We start from the raw sequence: 21,855 nt of genomic DNA on the forward strand, positions 1-21,855 counted from the left end.
CGGGCGGGCGGTTCGCGGTTCGTCCCCGGAGCGGGGCTGGGGTTCGTTCACGTTGTCACCTCCCCGGGCTCGGGTGGGCCGGTTGCGTCGGGTCACAGGCCGGGGGCGCCCCAGAGCGGGAACCAGCGGCTCAGGTCCTGCTCGATGCGCAGGTCGTCTTTGAGTACGGTCTTGACCCAAAGTTCCAGCGGGTTGTCGCGTGTGTTGGCGAGCAGCGGGGCGAACGGGTGGAAGGTGTCGCGCTTGGAGAGGTAGACGAGCGCGAGCGGGCGCAGTTCGGCGTCGTGGAAGGCGACCAGGGAACAGAGGAGGTGCGGGCCGAAGTCGCTGTCCTGCAGGGAGGTGTTGACCGCGTGGAGGTCGCTCACGAGGGCGGGCAGGTCGTCCGGTGGACGGCGGGAGAGCAGCCAGGAGTATCCGTAGGTGTCGCGGCTGAACTCCACCGGGGAGCCGCCTCGTTCGGAGTCGGCGGTGAGGAGGGCTCGGACCTCTTGCTGGACGTGAGCGAAGGCGCCGCCTTCGATCGCTGCGAAGTACGCCGTCCCATGCCGGTCGGGGTGAAGCCGATGGCCGCCTGGAGGTGATCGCAGCCGGGGGCAGGGCGAAGAGCTGGTCCAGGTCGGGCCGGATCGGCTTGCTCCGGCCGAACAGCACATCCCAGAAACCCATGGGCCAGCGTCTCCTTCGCTCAGTGCCTGCCTGGTTCGCCGCCCGTCGCCAAGCTCTGCGGAGAGCTCCGCGAGCGACTCCAGCCGGCTTTCCAGGGTGGGGTGGGTGGAGAACAGGTTCGCCACCGCGGTGCCGGGCCCGAGTGCGGGGGTGAAGAAGAACGCGTTGAACGCCTGGGCGGTGCGCAGGTCCTCGGTTGGGATGCGGGCGATGTTGCCGCTGACCTTGGTCAGTGCCGAGGCCAGGGCGGATGGCTTGGCGGTCAGCATGGCCGCGGCCCGGTCGACGGCCGGCTCGCGGTGGCGGGACAGGGCCCGGATGAGAAGGAAGCTGACGGCGTGGACGAGGGCCGAGACGGCCGTCACGGCCAGGAAGACGGCGGCGGTGTTCTGGTCCCGCTGGCTGCGCCCGCCGAACAGCTGGGAGCAGTAGGCGAAGCGGACGATCAGCCCGGCGATGACGCCCAGGAACGAGATGGTGATCACCGCCACGTCGCGGTGGGCGACGTGGGAGAGTTCGTGGGCGAGGACGCCTTCGAGTTCCTCGGTCTCCAGACGGCGCATGAGACCGGTGGTCACGCAGACCACGGCGTGGTCGGTGTCGACGCCGGTGGCAAAGGCGTTGGGCAGGTCCATGTCGGAGACCGCGACCCGCGGCTTGGGCATGTCCGCGCTCGCGCACAGCCGGTCCACGACCCCGTGCAGCCGCGGCTGCTCCTCGGGCGTGACGAGCCGGCCGCGCATGGCGTACAGGGCGATGCGGTCGGAGTACCAGTACTGGGCGCCCAGCAGGGCCGCGGCGATGACGACTACGAGGACGACGGACTTGAGCAGCACGATCAGCGCGGCGATGAACGCCACGTAGAGCAGTCCGAGCAGGAACATGGTGACCGCCGTGCGGGCGGTCAGCTGTCGGTCGGGCTCGAATCGGCTGCGCATCGCCATCACCCCGTCAGTCTGGGATCAGGCCCTCGTCGGACAGCAACTCGCGTACCTGCGGCAGGCTGGTCGTCTCGTCGGGCAGCACCAGATCCGATGGAGTGATCCGCTCCTCGGGCAGCGGTGTGCCGAGGCTGCGTACGGCGTCCAGCAGCGCCGACAGGGCGGTGGCGAAGGCCGTCTCGTCACCGGCGTCGGCGGCTTTCTGCAGGGCGGTGTCCAGGTGGTTGAGCCGGTCGAGGTGCTCGTCGGCGATGTCGTACTGGCCCTCGCCGAGAATCCGCATGATCATGACTTCTCCTCCTGTTCCGGCCGTCCTTCCCTTGCTTCCACCGCCTGCGGAGCGGACCCGCTCGGCAACTGTGCCTTCATCCTGGCCAGTTCGAGCTCCACGTCCTGGTCCGCGGTGACGCGCTCCAGTTCGGCCTGGATGTCGTCCCGGCCGGCCGGCAGGGTGGCGTCGTCCAGTGCACCGGAGGCGATCAGTTCGTCCAGGGCGCCGGCGCGTGCCTGCAGCTGCTCGGTCTTGTCCTGGGCGCGCTGCATGGCCAGGCCCACGTCGCCCATCTCCTCGCCGATGCCGGTCACGGCCTCGGTGATCCGGGTCTGGGCCTCGGCTGCGGTGTAGCTGGCCTTGATGGTCTCCTTGCGGGTCCGGAAGGCGTCCACCTTGCCTTCCAGGCGCTGTGCGGCGAGCGTGCTTGTCCTCCTGCTCCTTCAGCGACGTGTGCTCGGCTTGGAGGTCTGTGATCTGCGCGGCCACAGCGGTACGGCGGGTGAGCGCCTCGCGGGCCAGGTCCTCGCGCCCGGCGGCCAGCGCCTGCTCGGCCTGGCCCTGCAGTTTGTCGGTGGACTGCTGGAGTCGGCTGAGCTGGAGTTCGACCCGCTTGCGGCTGGTCGCCACGTCGGCCACCCCGCGCCGCACGCGTTGCAGCATCTGCAGCTGCTGCTCGTAGGAGTAGTCCAGGACCTCGCGCGGGTCCTCGGCCTTGTCCAGCGCCTTGTTCGCCTTGATCGGGAACAGGGTGGTGATGCGTTGGCCATCTGCAGCTGCTGCTCGTAGGAGTAGTGATGCTGGTCATGGTGACCTCCTTGCTCGCCGGCTATCCGTCGGGTTCGCGGGTTCAGCCCCCGGCCGCGCGGCTGCGCCACCGGCTCGCCCGCTGCTCACCGGCAGCCGAGCACCACTTCCATTGTCCGGGCGTGGGTCCCGCGTGGCAGTTTGATCGTGTGCCGTGCGGCCTTGTGCTGGTCACGGTCTGCTCCCGGAATCAGGTGGAGAAAGAGAGAAGCACCCGGCGGTGCCGGGTGCCGTGAGGCAGGTGTGACGCAGCCGCAGGATCACTGGAGCACACCTTGCACCGCGCAGCCCGCTGCCGCGCGACCCTGAGCTCGCCTCCGAGCCGCATTACCGCCCATGCGGCGGCCACCGCCGAGCAGTGACACCGGCAGCCCGTGGCGGGCACGGGATGCCGGGGCCTTCTCAAACGCCGACGGGCTTGCCCGGGCCAGGCACGTGGCGGAAACGGAACGGCTCCGGGTCGCGTCCGGGCCTTCTCAAACGCCGACGGGCTTGCCTGGATGAACCAGCACTCCCCGGTGCCGTCGCCGGTGACGATCCGCAGCACCGTGTCCGCCACGGCCTCGGCCGGGATGATCGGCATTTCCTGCTCGGAGAGCATGTCGCGCAGGTGGTCGATGATCCGTGACTCGGCGAACCCCCGGGCAGACGGCGTTGAAGCGCACGTTGTGCGGCGCGAGAGCCGGTCCCAGGGAGCGTGCGAGTCCCACGACCGCGTGCTTGTTGGCCGCGTACAGCGGATCCAGCGGCACCGCCGCCAGCCCCGCCAGGGACGCGGTCGCGACGATCGCTCCTCCGCCGCGGGCCCGCAGCGCCGGCAGGACCGCGTGCGTGCCGAACACCACGCCGTCGAGGTTGGCGCCCATCGCACGGCGGTAGCGCGCCGGGTCGAAGTCCTCACCGATGCCGCATCCGGTCGCCACCCCCGCGTTGAGGAACGCGATGTCGACGCCGCCGTACTGCTGCTGGGCGAATTCCACCAGCGCACGGTTGGCCTCCAGGTCGGAGACGTCGCAGGCACGGAAATGGCCGCCACCCCCGCGTTGAGGAACGCGATGTCGACGCCGCCGTCGATCATCTCGGCCACCTCGCGGCCGCCCCGCGCGTCGAGGTCCGCGACCACGACACGCGCGCCCGCCTTCGCCAGCGCCAGCGCCGTGGCCCGGCCCAGTCCGCTGGCGCCGCCGGTGACGATCGCCACCTTGTCCTGGAGCGCGGCCCCGCTCCCGGCGGCCGTCATGCCAGCTCCAGGACGAGCTTGCCGACGTTCTCGCCGCGGAAGAGCATCTGCAGCGTGTCGGGGAAGTCGTCGACGGTCCCCCTGACCACGTGTTCCTTGACCTTGATGCGGCCGGCGCCGATCCAGGCGGCGATCTCCCGGGCGGCCTGCGCGTAGCGCTCGGCGTAGTCGAAGACGACGAAGCCCTCCATGCGGGCGCGGCGCACCAGCATCGAGAGGTAGTTCGAGGGGCCCTTGACCGGGGTGGCGCTGTTGTACTGGCTGATGGCACCGCACACCACGACGCGCGCGTGCACCATCGCCAGCCGGGTCAGGGCCGCGTCGAGGATGTCGCCCCCCACGTTGTCGAAGTAGACGTCGATGCCGTCGGGGGCGTGGTGGCGCAGCGCCTTCCTGACGTCCTCGGCGCGGTAGTCGATCGCCGCGTCGAATCCCAGTTCGCCGGTGAGCAGCGCGCACTTCTCCGGCCCTCCGGCGATGCCCACGACCCGGCAGCCCTTGGCCTTCGCGATCTGACCCGCGATGGTGCCGACGGCGCCGGCCGCTCCCGACACCACTACGGTCTCGCCGTCCTTCAGCGCCCCGACGTCCAGCAGGCCGAAGTAGGCGGTCATGCCGGGCATGCCCAGCGCGCCCAGATACGTCGAGGGCGGGGCGAGGGACGTGTCGATCTTCATGGCGCCCTTGCCGTCGGAGACCACGTACTCCTGGACGCCGAACGTTCCGACCACGTGATCACCCGGCTGGAAGCCGGGGTGGTTCGACGCGGTCACCTCGACGACCGTCCGGCGCGCATCACCTCACCGATGCCCACCGGCGGCAGGTAGGAGGGACGGTCGTCCAGCCAGCCCCGCATCGCCGGGTCCAGGGAGATCACACGTGTCCGGCCCGCGAACCGGCCCGGGCCCGGTTCATCGACGGAACCCGCACCGTGCTCCCAGTCCTGGGGTTTGACTTCGCCCACGGGGCGGGCTGCCAGACGGATCTGGCGGTTGGTCGCAGACATCGCGCCTCCTGTCGTCGCGGCTCTCCGCGAGGATACCGACCAGTAGGTACGCCAGATGCCGTGATATTGACCACAAGCCGTCGGACGCCGGGAGCGACGGCACGACACCCCGCGGTGACGCCGGCACACCCACACGTCTTGACGCTGGGCCCGCCTGGAATCGGCAAGACCCCACATCGCCGTCGCCCTCGCCGTCGCGGCTTGCCGGGCCGGCTACTCGATCTTCGCCTACGAAAGCCCCACTTCACCGCGGTGACGATGCCGACGTCACAGGTCAGCGCCGTCAAGCCGGCCGGGAAACCTCCGGTGGCAGTCGCGGAGGCCGGACTCAAGGCGAGCCGGATCGCCCCGTACCCGAACTCAGGGCTTCAAGATCATCCCGTGGCCCCTTCTGTGCTCATTCCGGCGATCCCCCTGCGCGGAACTCTCCGCCCATGCCTCACTGCACGGTCCTAGGGGGTGTCTCGTCGATCAGGCCGGATCAGGGAGCGGCGTCTGGTGCCGTGCATCGCAAGGCGGAGGAGGGAGCAGATGCGGCGCATCGGGGACCGACGACAACGCGGCGAGGCGCGGTGCCAGGCGCCGCGAGCCCGGCATGATCGGCGAGACGCCCCCTAGCACTGGTCCGCCTTTGGTGGCCCTGGCCCCGAGCAGGACGCGCTCCACCGGGCGCCGACGATACGACGACACCAGCGGCGTACAGGTCGGGCACATCGCACGAAACACTCCGGGGGCACTCCGCGGAGAGCGCGTCGGCGAGCTGATGCACGGACCGGCTCGGTCGTTATGACTTAATGGCCGCGGAGAGCGCGTCGGCGAGCTGATGCACGGACCGGCTCGGTCGTTATGACTTAATGGGCCATCCGGCGACGTGCGAGCCCTCCGGTGCCGGGAGTCGGGCTGAGCAAGATATATGCGTGGTAACGAGCTATTTGCCGCACTTGTTCGGCGCTGCACTCATGTGTAAGGAGTGGTGAGAGTGATGGCGACGTCATCGACATGGTGCTCTCCGTGAGGAGGGCTGGCAGGCCCACAGCCGAAGAACACCTGGCGTCCGGCTCCGCCGTTTGGCCCCGACCACGTCTGAGGCACGTCCTGTCGGCCGCCGCGCTGGTGCTCCTTGTCGGGGCCGGCTGGATCGTGGTCACCGGCCTGCTGGCCCGCGCGGAGCTCCTCGCCGCTCAGCGGTCACTGGAGGCGCTTCGGCACTCGGTCAGGAGTGTGCCAGGGAACGCGGGCCCGGCAGCGGGGACGCCGGACCCGGTGGCGTCGATGCGTTCCGCCGCGGCACGCCGGGAGCGCACACCTCACCGGGCCTGGTATCTCCCGGTGCTCCGTTCCTCGGCCCGCCCGCGCGGACCGTGCGCGGCATCACGCCGCCGACCCGGCTGACGTCACGATGCGTACCGCCGCGGTGCATCGTGCGTCCCGAGCGCATCACCTCACCAGTGGGAAAGGCCTGGTATCTCCTCGAGCGTGCTCCGTTCCTCGGCCCGCCCGCGCGGACCGTGCGCGGCATCACGAGGGCCGCCGACCGGCTGACTCACGAGGTACCTCCGCCGATCGTGCGTCTCCGTTCCGAACTCGCCGGTGACTCCGGTGGGAAAGGCTTTGGAGCCCTGCTGTCCGCGTTGAGCGGTCAGGCTCCCGCTCTGGAGAGGGCGGCGCGGACCGTCGCGGAGCTGCGTGCGGAGGCCGGCGAACTGCCCCGCACCAGCTGGCCGCCCGCGGTCGGTCACGCGCGCGCGCAACTCGTCCTGCTGCTCGACCGGATGGTGCCCGCCACGGCGGATGCCGCGGTGGCGGCCCGGGTACTGCCGCCGTTGCTCGGACAGCACGGTCCGCGGCGGTACTTCGTCGGAACACGGCGGAACGACGGTACCGCGGCATGCCCGGCGCCTTCGCGCTCACCGCCGATCGGGGACAGCTCGCCTTCGAGACCTTCGGCAACGACGACGCGGTGACGGGCGCGAACCCCGAAGTCGATCTGGGCGCCGAGTTCACCGCCCGTTACGGCCGGGCCGAGCCGACCCGGTACTGGGCCAACTCCAATCTCAGCCCGCACTTCCCCCACGCGGCCCGTATCTGGGCGGCGACCTGGCAGGAGCGCAGCGGCCGGCACGTGGACGGGGCGGTGGCCCTGGATCCCACCGTGCTGTCACGACTGCTGCGGGTGACCGGTGCGGGACGACTGGCCGACGGCGCCGAGCTCACCGCGGACAATGTGCTGGATCTCACGGAGCGCACCGGCTATGCACGCTACCCCGACGACGCGGAACGCAAGGCGTTCCTCCTGGACGTGGCGCGCACGGCGACCGGCACCCTGCAGGACGCCTTCCGTGACCCTCGACGGCTCCCCGGGCTGGTCAAGGCTGCATACGACGACGCGGCCGAAGGACGGCTGAAGATGTGGAGTGCCCGGGAGGACGAGCAACGTCTGCTGGCCACACGGCCCTGGGGCGGCACGTTCCCCCAGGAGCCGGGGCGACGCGGCCGAAGGACGGCTGAAGATGTGGAGTGCCCGGGAGGACGAGCAACGTCTGCTGGCCACACGGCCCTGGGGCGGCACGTTCCCCCAGGAGCCGGGGCCCTTCGCGGGACTCGTCGTCAACAACGCCGCGGGCGGAAAGCTCGACTACTACCTCGAGCGGGAGCTGAGCTGGGTCCCCGGCCGCTGTACGTCTCGCGGACGGTTCGTCACCGCGCGGATCACCCTCACGAACACAGCTCCATCGTCAGGACTTCCCGCGTACGTGACCCAGCGGGGCGACAAGCCGTCGTACGGCACCCGGCCGGGCGACAACCGGCTGCTGGTCTCGTACTACGCCAGCGCGGGCGCAAACCTCACGGGCGCGTCCCTCGACGGCCGCCCCGTCATGGCCGCAAGCGGTGTGGAGCGGCAGCACCCGGTCTACACGCTGGATGTGGAACTGCCCGCGCAGAGCACCCGAACCCTCACGCTCAGACTGGTCGAGCCGATCAGCGACCGCGGGCCCCGTGCTGTGGCGCCAGCCACTGGTCACACCACTGCGGGCCCATGTGGCCCCCTACCCGGCCTGCGGTCACTGACCGCGTGGACGCGGCAGCGGGGCCAGGGGCGAACGTGGATTGGGGTCAGCCGACCCGGGCCGCTCTTCCGGCTGTTCCCCGCCTCTTCCGGGCCCCGTCCGCCAAGGTCGCGTAGACATCGTCGAACCACGCGGCGGTGGCGGCCAGGTCGACCGACGAGGTGTCGGCCCGCGCTCCGGCGGAGAGCGCCGCGTGCACCCCGGGACGCATGGCGCGCAGAATGGCCCCGGCCAGCCGCTGCGCGCAACCGGGTTGGACGAGGATGCCGTTCACACCGTCGCGGACCAGGTCGGGAATGCCGCCGACCGCTGGGGCCACCACGGGCACGCCGGACGCGAGGGCCTCCATGACGACCACGGGCATCGCCTCGTGGTGCGACGACAGCACCAGGGCGTCGGCCGCCGCCACCAGCCGGCCTGCCTGCCGCACCCGTCCCAGGTAGCGCACCCGGTCCTGCGAGCATGCCCACGTCGGTCGAGGACGAACAGTGCGTCGGGACGCCGCCGAGCACCTGTTCCCGCAGCGCATCATCGGACCATCACCGCGCGGAGCGACGAAGCCACGAAGCGTGCCGGGACGCCGGCCGAGCACCACTTCGGCCGCGTCGAGCATCATCGGATGGTTCTTCACCGCGCGGAAGTTCGCGACGAAAGCCAGGACGAAGGCGTTGCCGGGGATCTGGAACTCAGCCCGCACCTGGTCCGCCCGCGTGGCCCAGTCGCGCTGGACGGCGACGTCCACGCCGTGGATGCGGGTACGGACCGCACGGGCGCCCCGCACGGTCTCGGAAACGGCCACCTGCGGTGAGACGGCCACCGTCAGGTCGTTCAGACGGCGGGTGGGCCGGTCGAGCAGCCGGGTCAGCGGGTGACCTGACACACAGTGCACCGTCGAGACCAGCGCCGGCCGCCTGCGCATCAGGTGCAGGGCCGGGCGCAGCACCGCAGCGAGCGACGGTGAGTGGACGTTGACCACATCGGGAGCCAGCCGCCGCACCGCGCCGACGAGCCTGAGGTAGCGGAGCCACCGTGGGAAGCACCGGAGGTCGACAACCGTCACTCCGCAGTCCCGGAGCGTGTCCACCAGTTCCTCCGTCGTCGCCCGCAGGAAGACCACCGTGTAGTCGCGGCCCTTCCGCGGTGCCTGACGCAGGCGGTCCACCAGGAGAACCTCGGCGCCGCCCACATCGAGAGTCTTGATCACTTCGCAGATACGTGTCGAGGTCACCACGCCGCCCTCCTTGACGACCGAACCTCGGGCGGCCGCCGCTCAGCTGCTGCCCGACTTTGGTGTCGACGGAAAGCCCGCCGCCGGGAACGGCGCGCCGGTCTCGTCGGCTTCCCGGCTGTGCGGCACTTCCGTCGGCCTGGCCGGCCGGAGGCGACGCCCGAGCGTACCGCCAAGCCTGGCCGGCACGGTCGTTCGGGCGTTCGCGTGTTGCGCGGCACCGGCCCGGACCACGGTGCGCGGGGAGAGGCCTGCCGTGGACGGGATCTTGAGCAGCAGCCGCACCGCTGCGACGGCCACCAGGATGGCCGCAACGAGCGCGCCCGCCGGAGTGACCACCCCGTGCGTCACAAGTACGCCGAACAGGCAGCTCAGTGCTGCGACGAGGCTGAGGGCCCACACGATCTGCGGGACCGTCATCCCCGTCCGGCGCAGCCGGTGGGTCATATGGTCCGTGCCGCCTTGCAGCAGCGGCCTCGACTCCCGGTAGCGGGACGTCATCACCAGTGCGGTGTCCACCGTCGGGATCAGCGTGGCCAGCAGAAGGACGACGGGCCCGGACAGGCCGTCGGCATCCCGGTGGAGCACCACCACCGCGGAGCACAGCGTGAAGCCGAGGAAGAGCGAACCCGCGTCCCCGAGGAAGATCCGTGCCGGGTGCCTGTTGTGGAAGAGGAAACCCAGACAGGCCCCCGCCAGAGCCGCCGTCACCACGCCCAGTCCGCCGGCCTCGGCAGTGAGGCAGGTTACTCCGCCGATGACGGCACACAGCGAGGAAGCCACGCCGTCCATGTTGTCCAGCAGGTTGAACGCGTTCGTCGTGAAGACGATCCACAGGACGGCGAGCACGGTGTCGAACGCGCCGCCGAAGAGCGTCGGATGCCCCCCTACCAGGACCACCGCCGCGGCAGCCGACGTCTCGACGTACAGCCGGATTCCCGGGCCGAGCTGGCGCAGATCGTCGACGAGCCCGAGGACGCACACGATCGCCCCGCCGCCGAGCAGCACGGCGAGCGTCGGGTCGAGGACACCGCGGGCGAACGCGGCGGCGGTGCCCGCGCCAAGGGTGGCGACCGCGACCGCGACACCGCCCAGACAGGGCGTCGGCCGGGGGTGCGCCTTGCGGGCGTTGGGCCTGTCCGTGATCCCATTGCGCAGGGCGAAGCGCCGCAAGGGCTCCGTCAGTACGAGTGCGAGCAGCAGCGCCGCAGCGCCTGCCGCCGCCGTCCATGCCGCTGTGCTCACGCCCGCCACCCTGCCACCGGGGCGGTTTCGGAAGCGTGTGCGCCGGCCGCGGGGACAAGTTGCCCCAAGGGCCCTGAGGCTGCCGGGATGGGCGCCGACAGGGTGCCATGCCATTCGGATCGGGCATCCGCGATCGCGTCCGCGAGGATGTCGGCCAGGGTCCGGCGGGGCCGCCAGCCGGTGAGGTCGCGGAGTTTCGTGGTGTCCGGGACCCGGCGTTCCATGTCCTCGAAGCCGGGTCCGTATGCCTCGTCGTACGACAGATACTCCACGGAGGAGGAGCTCTTGGCCTGGGCGATGATCCGGTCGGCGAGCTCCCCGATACTGATCTCGCCGTCGGAGCCGATGTTGAAGATCTCTCCTTCCGCCTCCGGACGTTCCAGCAGGAGCAGCAGCGCGGCGACGGCGTCGGCGACATGCAGGAAGCAGCGTCTCTGGCGGCCGCTCGCATGGATCGTGAGGGGTTCCCCGCGCACGGCCTGCCGGGCGAAGCGTGGGATGACCATGCCGTACGCCGGGCTCTGCCGGGGGCCCACGGTGTTGAAGAACCGGACCACGGTCGACCTCAGGCCCCGCTCCCGGTGATAGAGACAGGCCATGATCTCGTCCACCGCCTTTGCCGTGCTGTACGACCAGCGAGCCACGGCAGGGCTGCCCAGGATTCGGTCGGAGGTCTCGGTGAGCCGCCCGGAGGAGTTCTTTCCGTAGATCTCCGAGGTGCTGGCGATCAGGATCCTGCGCTCATGACGATGCGCGGACTCGATGACGGTTTCGGTGCCTTTCGTGTTGGTGACGAAGGACGTCAGCGGCTGCTCGACAATGAGTTTGACCCCAACGGCTGCAGCAAAATGGATGACGGTATCGCACTCCAGCACCAGCCTGTCAACGAGCGGTGCGTCCAGAACAGAGCCGCGAACGAATCGGAAAAGCGGATTCGATGCTGCCTGGGCGAGGTTTCCCTGCTGCCCGGTGGAGAGGTCGTCCAGGACGACCACGCTGTGTCCCTCGGCCAGCACTGCGTCCACGAGATGGGAGCCGATGAAGCCGGCTCCGCCAGTGACCAGGTATTTCAAACAACGATCCATGCGCCGTCACTCCGGTTCGGGTGGTGGGTCTCGGTTCCCTGATTCAGCTAGATCACATCACTGAGCCGATTCACCTATGGGATCAACGGAGGTAATTGAAACATCGTCAGCCGCAGTCACGCCCTTCGGCGTTCCTTCTCGTTACGGAATTAGAGTGATGCGCGTCAGACACCTCGCGTACGTGCCGACCGGAGTGACCGCACGTGTATCAATGGGCTCGGCATAAATTGTCGATCGCCGAAAAAATCCGGAGTGATGAGGGTGCAACAGAGCAGCCGTACGGACGGGTGCCAGCTGATCGTCGTCGGCCTGGGCTATGTAGGCCTGCCCCTGGCCATGCGCGCGGTCGAAGCCGGGTGTTCCGTCGTTGGCGTGGACACCGACGAGCTGCGCGTCAAGCGGCTGGGCGCCTGCGACTCCTACATCGAGGGCGTCGACGGGGCGAGCCTGGTGGCCGCGGCGGAGAGCGGCCGCTTCCGCGCCACCACCGACTACGACCGGATCGACGGTTTCGACGTCTGTGTCATCACCGTGCCGACCCCGCTGCGGGAAGGCGTACCCGATCTCAGCTTCGTGGAGTGCGCCGGGCGGAGCATCGCCCCGCACCTCACACCGGGCGCCACCGTGATCCTGGAGTCCACCACGTACCCCGGGACCACCGATTGCCTGCTGCGCCCTCTGCTGGAAGCGGGCAGCGGACTCAAGGCCGGTGCGGACTTCCACCTCGGTTACAGTCCCGAGCGCATCGACCCAGGGAACCGCGACTGGCACCTGGAGAACACGCCCAAGGTCATCTCGGGGATCGACGAGGCCTCGCTCAGCAGCATCGAGCGTTTCTACGGCACCATCGTCGAGCGCACCGTGCCTGTGAGCTCCTGCCGCACCGCCGAGCTGACCAAGTTGCTGGAGAACACCTTCCGCCACGTCAACATCGCGCTGGTCAACGAGATGGCCATGATCTCACGGCAGTTGGGGGCCGACATCTGGGAGGCGGTCGAGGCCGCGAGCACCAAGCCGTTCGGTTTCATGCCGTTCAGACCGGGACCGGGTGTGGGCGGGCACTGTCTGCCGGTGGACCCCTCCTATCTGTCGTGGCAGGTCAAGAGGGAGCTGAGGCGAGACGTCCGGTTCGTCACGCTGGCCAGTGAGATCAACGATCACATGCCCGACCATGTCGTTCGGCGGATCACCCACGGACTGAACCAGCGCGGCAAGGCTGTCAACGGCTCACGCATCCTGCAACTGGGCCTGTCCTACAAGAAGAACACCGGCGACATCCGCGAGTCGCCGGCCCTCGTCCTCGCCCAGTCGCTGCTCGCTCTCGGCGCCCGCCTGGTCGTGGCCGAGCCGCACGCCGAGGCGTATCTCGTTCCTCCGGACATCACCCGGGTGGAACTCACCGAGGAGGAGATCCGGGTGGCCGACGCGGTCGTCGTGGCGACCGACCACGATGCCTTCGACTACGCGCTCGTCGAACGGGCCGGGGCTTACGTCTTCGACGCCCGCAACCGCTGCCGGGGCGAGCGTGTCGAGATCCTCTGACCGCGTACGCGCTGCCCGGAGGTGCGGCGGCAGGTGAACGGATCGTGACGCGCGGAGAGCACACCGAGAGCGACCACCACAAGATCGCCGGGCGTCGGCGAACATTGCGGCGCTGGCGGCATCTGCGCACCTTCGGCTCACTCACCGCCGCCAGCCAGGTGGAATCGGCGGTGTCATTCGCCACCACGGCCACGCTGGTCCGGCACGTCGGCGGCGCGGAGGCGGGGAAAGTGCTCCTGGTCCAGTCCGTGGCGACGGTCTGGTTCCTGCTGTGGGACCCGCGCTTCGAAGACGCACAGCAGCGGTTCGTGCCGTTGGAACAACGTTACGGCCGCGGCCGGGGAACCCGTCTGTACCACAGGCTGCTGTGGCTGGATGTCGCGGCAGGGCTGCTGGCCACGGTCGTGGGTGTCGTAGGGGCGCTGGCCGCCGCGGCAGTCGGATGGATCTCCGCCGAATGGCTCGCCCTGCTCCTGCCGGCCGTGCTGGCGGCCGGCGCGGCCACGCCCTCGGGGAGCGCTTCGGCCGGGTTCGCGATCGCCGACCAGCTCTCCCGGCTCGGCGTGATCCGCCTGGCACTCGCCGTGTTCGGCTGCCCGGTGACGCTGACCGCGCTGCTGATGGTGGGCACGGCGGGCTACCTGGTGGCCACCGCCATCACCGGACTGGTCTACACGGTGGTGGTCACGGTGCTCGCCTGGCGGCAGGTCCGCCGGGCCTGCGGTCCGCCCTCCGCCGACCCGGTTCCGGTGCCACCGGAGCTGGTGCCCTTCCTGGTGAAGAGTTCGGCGACCGGTTCGGTCTCCCTTGCGTCGGACAGCGGCCTCTCCCTGCTGGCTGGGCTGCTCGGCGGCCCCGCCCTGGTGACGTACCTGAAAGTCGCCGGCGCCCCCGGCCGTCTCTTCGCGAGCTTCGTCAACCCGGTGGCGGCTCAGCTCTATCCGCGCCTGGCCCGGGCCGCGGCCCAGGGGAGCCGCACGACGGTGGTGGGCGACGTCCTCCGCTCCAGCGCGCTCACCGGAGGAATCGGGGTGCTTGCGGTAGTGGTCGCGGCTGCTCTCCTCGGCCCGCTCCTCGACCTGGTGTACGGGCCCGAGTACACGGTGCTGTACACGGCGGCGGTGGTCATGCTGATGGGGGCCGCGCTGCGGGGCGCGGTGATCTGGGCCAAGGTGCTGCCCTCGGCCCTGGGATTCCCGGGGGTCAGACTGGTCTTTCTCAGCGCCGAGGGCGTCTGCCAGCTCGCGACACTGGCCGGTGCCATCCAGCTCTGCTCCGGTGCGCTGTGCGGCACGACGGCGTTCGCGTGGGGTTCACTGGGTCTGGTTCTGCTGAGCACGACGGGCTGGTTCGCCGTGCTGTGGTTCCTCCTCCGGTCACTAACCGGACCGGGTGCCTCAGCGGAGACGGGTCCGGCGTTCGGTGCGCCCCGGACTCACCCCGCAGCCTGAGGAGACGTCACCGCATCGTGCCGGTCACCGCCGACCGGCACTGCCGGGGCTTCGGACCGGCCGTCGTCGAGGAACCGGCGGTGTCACTGCCCGGACTGCAGCCGCGCCCGGATCCGCTCCGCATGGTTCTGACCGGCCTGGTGCTCACGTGACAGCGCTGCGGTTTGCGGCGGAACAAGGAACAGGCCCCGTCCGGCGGCGGTGGAGTCAAGTCTGGGCGCCCATCGCGCAGCTCGGAGCTGAGCCAGGCGGCGAGCGCAACCCCGAAGCCCGCCGGAGCGACTTGAGCTCAGAGACGAAGTACCGTGCGGTGCCGTCGCACCGGTGGCATAGCGGCTTCTTGCCGATCCGGTCGCGGCCCGGCACCAGACGCGGACCGACTTCCCTCGTCGGACAACGCACCCGATTCCGCACATCGGACGCCCTATGCGTACGCGGGCAGCGAGCGGAACCAGCGAACGGTCTCGGTCAGTCCCTCTTCCAGCGGAACCGCACGCAGACCGGTGAACAGACCGCGCAGCAGGCCGTCGTCGGCCTGGGAGTCCCGCACGTCGCCGCGACGGGGAGCCTCGTGGCGGACCTCGATCGCCAGGTCCAGCGTCTTGGCGAGGTGATGCGCGAGTTCCAGCACGCTGACCCGGGTACCGAAGGCCAGGTTGACCGGGTCAGCGCACGTGACCCTGCGCTCGACAGCGTCGGCGAGCACCCGGACGACCGTGCCGACGTAGGTGAAGTCACGGGTCTGGTGGCCGTCGCCGAACACCGTCAGCGGTTCACCGCGCAGCGCCGCGTCGATGAAGGACGGAACGACCGCGGCGTAGGCGTGTCCGGCCGGCTGCAGCGGGCCGTAGACGTTGAAGAAGCGGAAGACGAGGGCCGGAAGACCGAAAGCCGACTGGTGGGCGAGCACGTACGACTCGGTCGCGACCTTGCTGGCGGCATAGGGACTGAGCGGACGGGTCGGCAGGCATTCATGCTTGGGCAGGTCGGTGACTGAGCCGTACACCGACGACGACGACGCGGCGACCAGGTGCGTGGCTGCACGGCGACAGGCCTCGACCACGCGCATGCTCCCGGTGGCGTTGACCTCGTGGCTGGCGAACGGATCGGCCAGAGAACGCGGCACGGACGGTCGCGCGGCCAGATGGACGACGGTGTCGGCCCGGGCCACCACGTCGTCGAGCAGTTCGCGGTCGAGGATGCTGCCCTCGACCAGTTCCACGTCCGTGCCCGCGAGGTTGGCCGCGGTACCGGTGCTCAGGTCGTCGAGGGCGACGACCTTGCCGATGGAGGGGCGAACGGCCAGCTCGCGGCACAGGTTCGCTCCGATGAACCCGGCGCCTCCGGTCACTACGACGTTCAACGGTCGGCACCTTTCGGTAGGGGGGCTGGCCACCAGCCGCGCGCCACGGCGATGGAGGCGTAGAGGTCGTGGGTGTCCCGCACCAGGCGCTCGGCCCCGAACCGCTGCGCTGTCCAGGCCCGAGCCTGTTCTCCCATCCGGCGGCGGAGCCCCTCGTCGCGCAACAGGGTGACGGTGTGGCGGGTGAGCTCGCCGGCCTCCGTGCGGGCCAGCAGACCGGTCTTCCCGTCCTGGACCACCTCGGCCACGCTGCCCACGTTCGTGGCCACGGCCGGCACCCCGGCCAGCCCGGCCTCGATCAGGCTGACCGGCATCCCCTCGTTGTCCGAGGTGAGCAGCACCACGTCGGCGGCGGCATAGACAGTCTCCACATCGGCGCGCCAGCCCAGCAGATGGAGCACGTCGCGCAGATCGGCGGCCGATTGCAGGTCGTTGTGCAGGTCTCCGTCCCCGCACACGAGGAATCGGGTGGCCGGTACCGCGCGGCGCACCTCGCGGGCCACCGCCAGGAAGCGGTCGGGCCGCTTGATCCTGGTCACCCGCCCGACATAGGCCACGACGAGGCCGTCGTCCGGGAGGCCGAGCCGCTCGCGCGCCTCCGCGCGCGTGGGAGCCGCGGCCGGTGTGGTGCCGGGCGGTACCACGGCGTACTGCCCGGGCCGACCGATGCCGGCGGTCAGAAGGTCGTCGCGGACGCCGCGCCCCACTGCCACGAGCCGGTCGGTGACGGCTGCCAGGCCCTGCTCGGCCCGGACAACCAGGCGGGTCTTGGCGGGTGAGAAATAGCCGTGCAGCAGATGGCCGTGGAAGGTGTGCACCCGTACCGGCACCCGCGCCAGCACCGCTGCCGCACGCCCGAGCGCTCCAGCCTTGGCGGTGTGCGTGTGCACGATGTGCGGCCGGAACCGGCGCATGGCTACGACCAGGGCGGACAGCGCCCGCAGGTCGTCGGTCGGCCGCACCGCTCGGCCCAAAGTGGGCACCCGGCTGACCGACACGTCCCGTGCCCGCTGCTCCACGTAGTCGGCCTCGTCCGGGCCCACGTACCCGGCGTACAGCCGTTGGTCGAACACCTCCGGGTCGAGCCCACGCATCAGTGTGGAGACCTGGAGGGCCGGACCGCCCACGTTCATCCTCGCGATGACTCGCATCACCCGGATGCGCGAAGGGGCGGCGCCGTTGATGCGACGTCCGGCAATCACCATGCTGTCTCACCGCGTTCCCGGTCGACCGCTGGGTCGGGCACCGATCCCCGCCCACGACGAGCGCTCATGGTGACCCGCCGGGGGCGAAGCGGCGGCATCGACACGCCGCCGGCCGGGGCAGCGGACACACCTACGGCGTACGCGCCTCGCCCGTCCGGCTCGGCCCGCGGGCGCGCCGGCCCGGCCGGCCCTTCAGGGCGGCCGATCCCCATCCCCGCGTAGACGAAGAAGAGCAGCGTCTGCATCGACCCCGCGTACAGGGTCATCTCCGTGAGGGACATGGCGAGCACCGCGACGGTGAACAACAATGGCGCGTCGCGGCGGCGGGCCAGGCGCCGCAGGAGCCCGCCCAGGAACAGCACGAGCGCCAGCAGCGCCGGCAGCCCCACCGAGGCGAACACATTGACGAAGAGGTTGTAGGGCATGACCTGCCGCGTTGCGTCCCACCCGGAGACCAGGAAGTGTTCCATGGTCGACACACGGCCCCACCCGGTGCCGAAGAGCGGGTTCTCCAGGCCGGCACGGATTCCGTTCACGACACTCTGGTGACGGAGCACCGCGCTGAAGCTGTTCAGGCCCAGCCACTCCGTGACCAGGTCGACCGTCTTCAGCCCCGCGAACGCGAGACCCGCGAGAATGAGGACCAGTCTGGCGACTGAGATTTTCCGCTGCACCCGGACGACGAGCACGACAACCGTGGCGAACCACACACTGCGCGTCTGCGTCAGGAAGATCCCCCACAGGAGCAGCGCCCCGACGGCCCACCTGCCACGGAACCGCAGTTCGGAGGTGAGCAGTGGACACAGCGCGGCCAACAGCAGCACGCCGGTCTGAAACGGATCGTCGATGTCCACCCCGACGAGCCGTGCCTGCCCCCCCAACATCCCCACCACGACGTTGACGAGGGCATAGCACAGGACGCCAACGTAGACGAGCCTCCGATCCGTCCCCCGGCGTGACAGGAGCAGGAACACCGCACCGTAGACGGCGATGCGGAGCAGCGGGGTGACCGACGTGCCCGCGCAGAGAGTGGACAGGAACGACCAGGCCAGGAACAGCGCGAGACAAGCGCCGGTCCACCCGTTGCGTTCCCCGCCCGTACGCCACTGGGTGAGACCACGTAGCAGGTGGAGGAGCAACAGCACGTCGGTGATGAGCAGCGGACCCACCAGTGGGGCCTGCAGCGCGGCGATGCCGAGCCCATGCCCCAGCACCACGGCGCCGGCCAGCACGAGTGCGGGTGGCAGGAGCATCCCCAGCATGGCCAGGACGACCAGCGTCGATACCAGAGGCCAGGCCGAGCCGTACGTGACCAGCAGCCCGGCGATCAGCAGTACGCAAGCTGCGCCGGCGACCACGAGCACGACGGACTGCCCGGGCAAGGTCCCGGTGCCGTGCTTCCGTCGGCGGGGCGGCTGCAAGCGCATTCTCGGCAATGTCACCGGCCTCAGTGTGGTCGCGCGGCATGAAACCGGATGTCCGGCACGCGGGAGTCCGCACCCCTCGTACGCCGTTGGAGCGTATCGATTCCCCATGGTCGGCCCGCCGACGTCGCCTGCTGTCTCCGCCCTGCAACGCTCGGGGGAGCACCGCAACTCTGGGGGCTTGGATGCACAGTACGAAGGCGACGTCCGCGGTCCCGCAGCCGGTCCACGAGCTGCGTCGCTTCGACGAAGTGGCTGACGAACTGCTCGACGTTCTCGTCGAGATGGAGCGGCGCGCGCACGAAGCGAGCGAGCACTACGACACCGCGCCGTGGCAGCGTGAGAACTTCGCCCTGGACCTTCCCGGCAAGCGGGAACTGAGCCTCGTCGCAACAGTGTCGGGGAGACCGGCCGGATTCCTGATCGCGTCACGACGGCCCGACGGCACGCATGTGCACCGCGTGGCGACCGACCCCCGCCATCGGCGTACCGGTGTCGCCTCCGGACTGATCGCCGCTTTCCTTGCGCGGACGCCCGGTGTGGTCACCCTCGTCTGCGACGCCGGCAACCGGCCCGCGCTCGCTCTCTACACGCGTGCGGGTTTCCGTGTCACCGGCACCACTCCGGAAGGCAAATTGTCCCTGGCGACCGGCGCCACGACCCATCGGTGACCGTTGCCCGAGAGGAAGACGTGATGTTCTGCAGCAACCCGATGTTCGAGCGCAGCCTGTTCGTGGGGGCTCATCTCGACGACATCGAGCTGGCGGCCGGAGGTACCGCAGCCCGTCTCGTCGAGGCGGGCGCCCAGGTGCGCTTCCTCGTGATGAGCCCGTCGGACTACACCAGTTACGACGGCAGCCACTTCCGTGACGCAGAGGTGGCGGTCGCCGAGGGCAGGGAGGCCGCCGCGACACTCGGGGTGAAGGAGATCGACGTCCTGTCGTTCCCCGCCAAGGACGTGGAGAACCACTCGACCGTCGTGGAATCGATCAACAGGGTCGTCGACGAGTTCCGCCCGACGATGGTCTTCACCCACTGGCCGTTCGACACCCACCGGTCCCATGCCAACACCGCGCTCGCCACCATCGCGGCGAGCCGGTACTACAACTCCGTCGTCATGTACGAGCCCATCACACCGTCGGGGCGCAGCTACGTCGGTTTCCGCCCGCAGCTCTACGTCAACATCGACAACACCATCGACAAGAAGCTGCGGGCCCTGCGCCAGCACGAGTCGGAGTACACCAAGTACGGCGAGCAGTGGATCGAGGGCGTCGAGGCCCGCTCCCGGTACCGCGGCTACGAGATGCGCGCCCGGTACGGCGAGGCCTTCGAGGTGTCCCGGCTTGAAGGCGTGCTCGTATGAGAGTCACCGTCCACCAGCCCGAGCACCTGCCGTGGCTCGGCCTCCTGGCCAAGGTCGCCGCGTCCGACCTGTGGATCGTCCTTGATTCGGTGCCATACCGGAAGAACTACTTCCAGAACCGCAACCGGGTCCTGCTGAACGGGCGGTCCACCTGGCTGACCGTGCCGGTGACCGCGCCGTTCGGTACGCGGATCCGTGATGTGCGGATCTGCGAGGTGCCCTTCTGGCGCCGGCGTTACCGCGGGCGTCTGGCCCAGGCTGCGTCGGGGACCCGGGCCGCGGACCGGATCGAGGACCTGCTGACGCTGATCGACGCGGCACCGCCCGGTGGCTCGCTGGCCGACCTCAATCTCGACCTCGCCGACTACCTGCTGTCGCAGTTCGACGTCAAGGTGCCCATGGTCCGGTCCTCGGAGCTCGACGCCACCGGAAGCAAGTCCGAATTGATCGCCGGTCTCTGCCGGGCGGCAGGCGCGGACGAATACCTCGCGGGGCCGTCGGGACGCGACTACCTGGACCTCGACGCCTTCGCCGCACGCGGGATCGCGGTCCGCTTCTTCGACTTCGACCACCCGACGTACGCCCAGGGCCACGATCCCTTCGTGCCGTGCCTGTCGGCTTTCGACGCGTGGTCGCGGCTGGACCCCGCCGAGCTGCCGCCGCTGCTGTCCGGCTACCGGCTCACCGCGTCATGACGACCGCCCCCCAGCCCATCGGGCTCACCGCTGTGACGATTTCGGGGTTCCGCCAGGCGGATGTGGACGACTCCGCCGACTTCCGCACCTGGGCCGCGCTGGCGGGCCGCCTCGGCCGCGCCGAGTGCATCTGGGCCGGCCCGCGCCTGGAGTGCCGGCGAGGGCCGCTGCACGTCCACAGGCGACCGCGGCGCCCGGGCCCGCGGTCGCTCGTCTGGGTGGCCGGATCGGTACGGATCGGGGTCCGGCTCGCACGAGCAGCCCAGCGCCGGGGCGAGACAGTCGTGGTCAATGGCGGTGAACCCTGGGGGTGGCTCGCAGCCTGGCTCGTCTCGCGCATCGTGCGGTGTCCCTGGCTGATGGACATTCACGGTGACTACTTGTCACTGCCGGTGGAATCCCTCGGCCGTCGGCGCCGAGCCGTCCTCCGCGTGGCCGTCGTCTTCTTCGGCCGTCGTGCCAGTGCCCGCCGGGCGGTCTCCCGCTCCATCGCCGACTCGCTGAAGGAACGCGGTCTTCCGTGCACCGAGGTCCCGCCGCGGCTGCTCCCCGTCTGGCAGGAGCCGCTGAAGCGTGACCGGCCGCCGCTCGCAGCTCCGTGCCCGGTGCTCGTGACGGTCGGTCGCCTCGTCGCCTCGAAGGGCTTCGACCTGCTGCTGACGGCACTGGCCGAACTGATCCGGACCCAGCCCGCGATCCGCCTGCGGGTCGTGGGCGACGGACCGCTGCGCGACCGCCTCACCGACCAGGCCGCACGGCTCGGTCTGTCGCACCATGTCGAGTTCCTCGGGGCCCGCGGCGTCGACGAGGTGCGCTCGGAACTCTCCCGGGCCGACCTCTTCGTCATCTCCTCCCGTGACGAGGGGCTGCCCAGGACTCTGCTGGAAGCCGCGGCCGCCGGCCTGCCGGTCCTCGCCACGGCGGTCGGCGGGATTCCGGCAGCTGCGGCGGGCTGGGAGACGGTGTCGCTGGTCGATGCCGATGCCGCCGCGATCGCCACGGGAGTGCGCCGGGTCCTGGCCGACCCTCCCGGGGAGGGGAAACTCGCCACGGTACGTGACCACGTTCTGTCGACCTACGGCTTCGACATCAACATCGAGGCGCTGGCCGCGCTCTTCCAGGACGTCAGCGCCAAGTGACCTCCAGTGTTTTAGCGTTTCGCTCTAAATTGCCCCGATATAACCAGATACGTTATGTGACGCAATGACACCGAGGAACATCGAGGAGGGCGCCGTGGGTCGAGCATCGACGG

The 21,855-nt window shown here is 70.1% G+C and carries 17 protein-coding genes and 5 pseudogenes; 9 read left to right on the forward strand and 13 right to left on the reverse strand.

Features of this window, described 5'->3' with window-relative positions; genetic code table 11:
• Positions 1–92: 92 nt before the first annotated feature.
• The 7 genes and pseudogenes from pspAB to ACSU6L_RS41110 form a co-directional block, all read right to left on the reverse strand.
• A complete protein-coding gene (gene pspAB / locus ACSU6L_RS41080; protein ID WP_437065489.1) occupies positions 93–656 on the reverse strand; it encodes a PspA-associated protein PspAB in 564 nt (187 codons plus the stop codon).
• A 57-nt stretch (positions 657–713) separates the two neighbouring features.
• Positions 714–1,607 (reverse strand): annotated as a pseudogene (gene htpX / locus ACSU6L_RS41085) (zinc metalloprotease HtpX); the annotation flags it as partial.
• A gap of 13 nt (positions 1,608–1,620) precedes the next feature.
• The gene (gene pspAA, locus ACSU6L_RS41090; protein ID WP_437052225.1) at positions 1,621–1,899 is read right to left on the reverse strand and encodes a PspA-associated protein PspAA; all 279 of its coding nucleotides are present in this window, start codon (positions 1,897–1,899) and stop codon (positions 1,621–1,623) included.
• A pseudogene (locus ACSU6L_RS41095) lies at positions 1,896–2,640 on the reverse strand (PspA/IM30 family protein). Before ACSU6L_RS41095 ends, pspAA begins: the two are co-directional and overlap by 4 nt.
• 524 nt (positions 2,641–3,164) lie before the next feature.
• Positions 3,165–3,689 carry an SDR family NAD(P)-dependent oxidoreductase gene (locus tag ACSU6L_RS41100; protein WP_437065490.1) on the reverse strand — a complete coding sequence of 175 codons (525 nt, stop codon included), beginning with the start codon at positions 3,687–3,689 and terminating at the stop codon, positions 3,165–3,167.
• Between the two features lie 101 nt (positions 3,690–3,790).
• Positions 3,791–3,928, reverse strand: a pseudogene (locus tag ACSU6L_RS41105) (SDR family NAD(P)-dependent oxidoreductase); the annotation flags it as partial.
• Positions 3,925–4,934 (reverse strand): annotated as a pseudogene (locus tag ACSU6L_RS41110) (NADP-dependent oxidoreductase). The pseudogenes ACSU6L_RS41110 and ACSU6L_RS41105, both read right to left, overlap by 4 nt.
• A gap of 141 nt (positions 4,935–5,075) precedes the next feature.
• On the opposite strand from ACSU6L_RS41110, the pseudogene ACSU6L_RS41115 reads away from it, so the two are divergent.
• Positions 5,076–5,160 (forward strand): annotated as a pseudogene (locus ACSU6L_RS41115) (ATP-binding protein); the annotation flags it as partial.
• 1,491 nt (positions 5,161–6,651) lie between these two features.
• Positions 6,652–8,118, forward strand: a complete 1,467-nt coding sequence (locus ACSU6L_RS41120) for a DUF4012 domain-containing protein (RefSeq protein ID WP_437065492.1) — start codon at positions 6,652–6,654, stop codon at positions 8,116–8,118.
• Here the strand turns inward: ACSU6L_RS41120 and ACSU6L_RS41125 are convergent.
• From ACSU6L_RS41125 to ACSU6L_RS41135, 3 genes are read right to left on the reverse strand one after another with little or no spacing between them, the layout of a single operon-like run.
• A complete protein-coding gene (locus tag ACSU6L_RS41125) occupies positions 8,049–9,233 on the reverse strand; it encodes a glycosyltransferase (protein ID WP_437065434.1) in 1,185 nt (394 codons plus the stop codon). The two genes, ACSU6L_RS41120 and ACSU6L_RS41125, sit on opposite strands and share 70 nt — an antisense overlap.
• 39 nt (positions 9,234–9,272) lie before the next feature.
• Positions 9,273–10,475, reverse strand: a complete 1,203-nt coding sequence (locus ACSU6L_RS41130; protein WP_437065436.1) for an MraY family glycosyltransferase — start codon at positions 10,473–10,475, stop codon at positions 9,273–9,275.
• Positions 10,472–11,548: an NAD-dependent epimerase/dehydratase family protein gene (locus ACSU6L_RS41135; protein WP_437065437.1), complete on the reverse strand. Its 1,077-nt coding sequence runs from the start codon at positions 11,546–11,548 to the stop codon at positions 10,472–10,474. The genes ACSU6L_RS41130 and ACSU6L_RS41135 overlap by 4 nt, the downstream gene beginning before the upstream one ends.
• A gap of 267 nt (positions 11,549–11,815) precedes the next feature.
• Here ACSU6L_RS41135 and ACSU6L_RS41140 point away from each other — a divergent pair, with 267 nt between their 5' ends.
• The 3 genes from ACSU6L_RS41140 to ACSU6L_RS41150 are packed head-to-tail and all read left to right on the forward strand — an operon-like array spanning position 11,816 to position 14,705.
• Complete coding sequence (locus ACSU6L_RS41140) at positions 11,816–13,102, forward strand: nucleotide sugar dehydrogenase (RefSeq protein WP_437065439.1); 1,287 nt, start codon at positions 11,816–11,818, stop codon at positions 13,100–13,102.
• A gap of 44 nt (positions 13,103–13,146) precedes the next feature.
• The gene (locus ACSU6L_RS41145; RefSeq protein ID WP_437065440.1) at positions 13,147–14,553 is read left to right on the forward strand and encodes a hypothetical protein; all 1,407 of its coding nucleotides are present in this window, start codon (positions 13,147–13,149) and stop codon (positions 14,551–14,553) included.
• 17 nt (positions 14,554–14,570) lie between these two features.
• Positions 14,571–14,705, forward strand: a complete 135-nt coding sequence (locus ACSU6L_RS41150; protein ID WP_437065442.1) for a hypothetical protein — start codon at positions 14,571–14,573, stop codon at positions 14,703–14,705.
• A gap of 272 nt (positions 14,706–14,977) precedes the next feature.
• Here ACSU6L_RS41150 and ACSU6L_RS41155 read toward each other — a convergent pair whose 3' ends face one another.
• The 3 genes from ACSU6L_RS41155 to ACSU6L_RS41165 are packed head-to-tail and all read right to left on the reverse strand — an operon-like array spanning position 14,978 to position 18,548.
• Positions 14,978–15,916 (reverse strand): NAD-dependent epimerase/dehydratase family protein, encoded by a 939-nt coding sequence (locus ACSU6L_RS41155; RefSeq protein WP_437065443.1) that lies wholly within the window; start codon positions 15,914–15,916, stop codon positions 14,978–14,980.
• A complete protein-coding gene (locus ACSU6L_RS41160; protein ID WP_437065445.1) occupies positions 15,913–17,121 on the reverse strand; it encodes a glycosyltransferase in 1,209 nt (402 codons plus the stop codon). The genes ACSU6L_RS41155 and ACSU6L_RS41160 overlap by 4 nt, the downstream gene beginning before the upstream one ends.
• A complete protein-coding gene (locus ACSU6L_RS41165) occupies positions 17,115–18,548 on the reverse strand; it encodes an O-antigen ligase family protein (RefSeq protein WP_437065446.1) in 1,434 nt (477 codons plus the stop codon). The genes ACSU6L_RS41160 and ACSU6L_RS41165 overlap by 7 nt, the downstream gene beginning before the upstream one ends.
• A gap of 182 nt (positions 18,549–18,730) precedes the next feature.
• Between ACSU6L_RS41165 and ACSU6L_RS41170 the strand changes: the two genes are divergently transcribed.
• From ACSU6L_RS41170 to ACSU6L_RS41185, 4 genes are read left to right on the forward strand one after another with little or no spacing between them, the layout of a single operon-like run.
• The gene (locus ACSU6L_RS41170) at positions 18,731–19,216 is read left to right on the forward strand and encodes a GNAT family N-acetyltransferase (protein WP_437065447.1); all 486 of its coding nucleotides are present in this window, start codon (positions 18,731–18,733) and stop codon (positions 19,214–19,216) included.
• 23 nt (positions 19,217–19,239) lie between these two features.
• On the forward strand, positions 19,240–19,908 hold the full coding sequence (locus tag ACSU6L_RS41175) for a PIG-L deacetylase family protein (RefSeq protein ID WP_437065449.1): 669 nt from the start codon (positions 19,240–19,242) through the stop codon (positions 19,906–19,908).
• Positions 19,905–20,603, forward strand: a complete 699-nt coding sequence (locus tag ACSU6L_RS41180) for a WbqC family protein (RefSeq protein ID WP_437065450.1) — start codon at positions 19,905–19,907, stop codon at positions 20,601–20,603. The genes ACSU6L_RS41175 and ACSU6L_RS41180 overlap by 4 nt, the downstream gene beginning before the upstream one ends.
• Positions 20,600–21,742: a glycosyltransferase gene (locus ACSU6L_RS41185; protein ID WP_437065451.1), complete on the forward strand. Its 1,143-nt coding sequence runs from the start codon at positions 20,600–20,602 to the stop codon at positions 21,740–21,742. The genes ACSU6L_RS41180 and ACSU6L_RS41185 overlap by 4 nt, the downstream gene beginning before the upstream one ends.
• Positions 21,743–21,855: the final 113 nt, after the last annotated feature.

The organism is Streptomyces sp. enrichment culture, assembly GCF_964272855.1.
Taxonomy (GTDB): domain Bacteria; phylum Actinomycetota; class Actinomycetes; order Streptomycetales; family Streptomycetaceae; genus Streptomyces.

What these genes read in the sequence shown, in the direction of transcription:
- pspAB (WP_437065489.1), bottom strand. Translation starts at nt 656, where the DNA reads ATGTGCTGTTCGGCCGGAGCAAGCCGATCCGGCCCGACCTGGACCAGC.
- pspAA (WP_437052225.1), bottom strand. Translation starts at nt 1,899, where the DNA reads ATGATCATGCGGATTCTCGGCGAGGGCCAGTACGACATCGCCGACGAG.
- ACSU6L_RS41140 (WP_437065439.1), top strand. Translation starts at nt 11,816, where the DNA reads ATGAGGGTGCAACAGAGCAGCCGTACGGACGGGTGCCAGCTGATCGTC.
- ACSU6L_RS41160 (WP_437065445.1), bottom strand. Translation starts at nt 17,121, where the DNA reads ATGGTGATTGCCGGACGTCGCATCAACGGCGCCGCCCCTTCGCGCATC.
- ACSU6L_RS41165 (WP_437065446.1), bottom strand. Translation starts at nt 18,548, where the DNA reads ATGCGCTTGCAGCCGCCCCGCCGACGGAAGCACGGCACCGGGACCTTG.
- ACSU6L_RS41170 (WP_437065447.1), top strand. Translation starts at nt 18,731, where the DNA reads ATGCACAGTACGAAGGCGACGTCCGCGGTCCCGCAGCCGGTCCACGAG.
- ACSU6L_RS41175 (WP_437065449.1), top strand. Translation starts at nt 19,240, where the DNA reads ATGTTCTGCAGCAACCCGATGTTCGAGCGCAGCCTGTTCGTGGGGGCT.
- ACSU6L_RS41180 (WP_437065450.1), top strand. Translation starts at nt 19,905, where the DNA reads ATGAGAGTCACCGTCCACCAGCCCGAGCACCTGCCGTGGCTCGGCCTC.
- ACSU6L_RS41185 (WP_437065451.1), top strand. Translation starts at nt 20,600, where the DNA reads ATGACGACCGCCCCCCAGCCCATCGGGCTCACCGCTGTGACGATTTCG.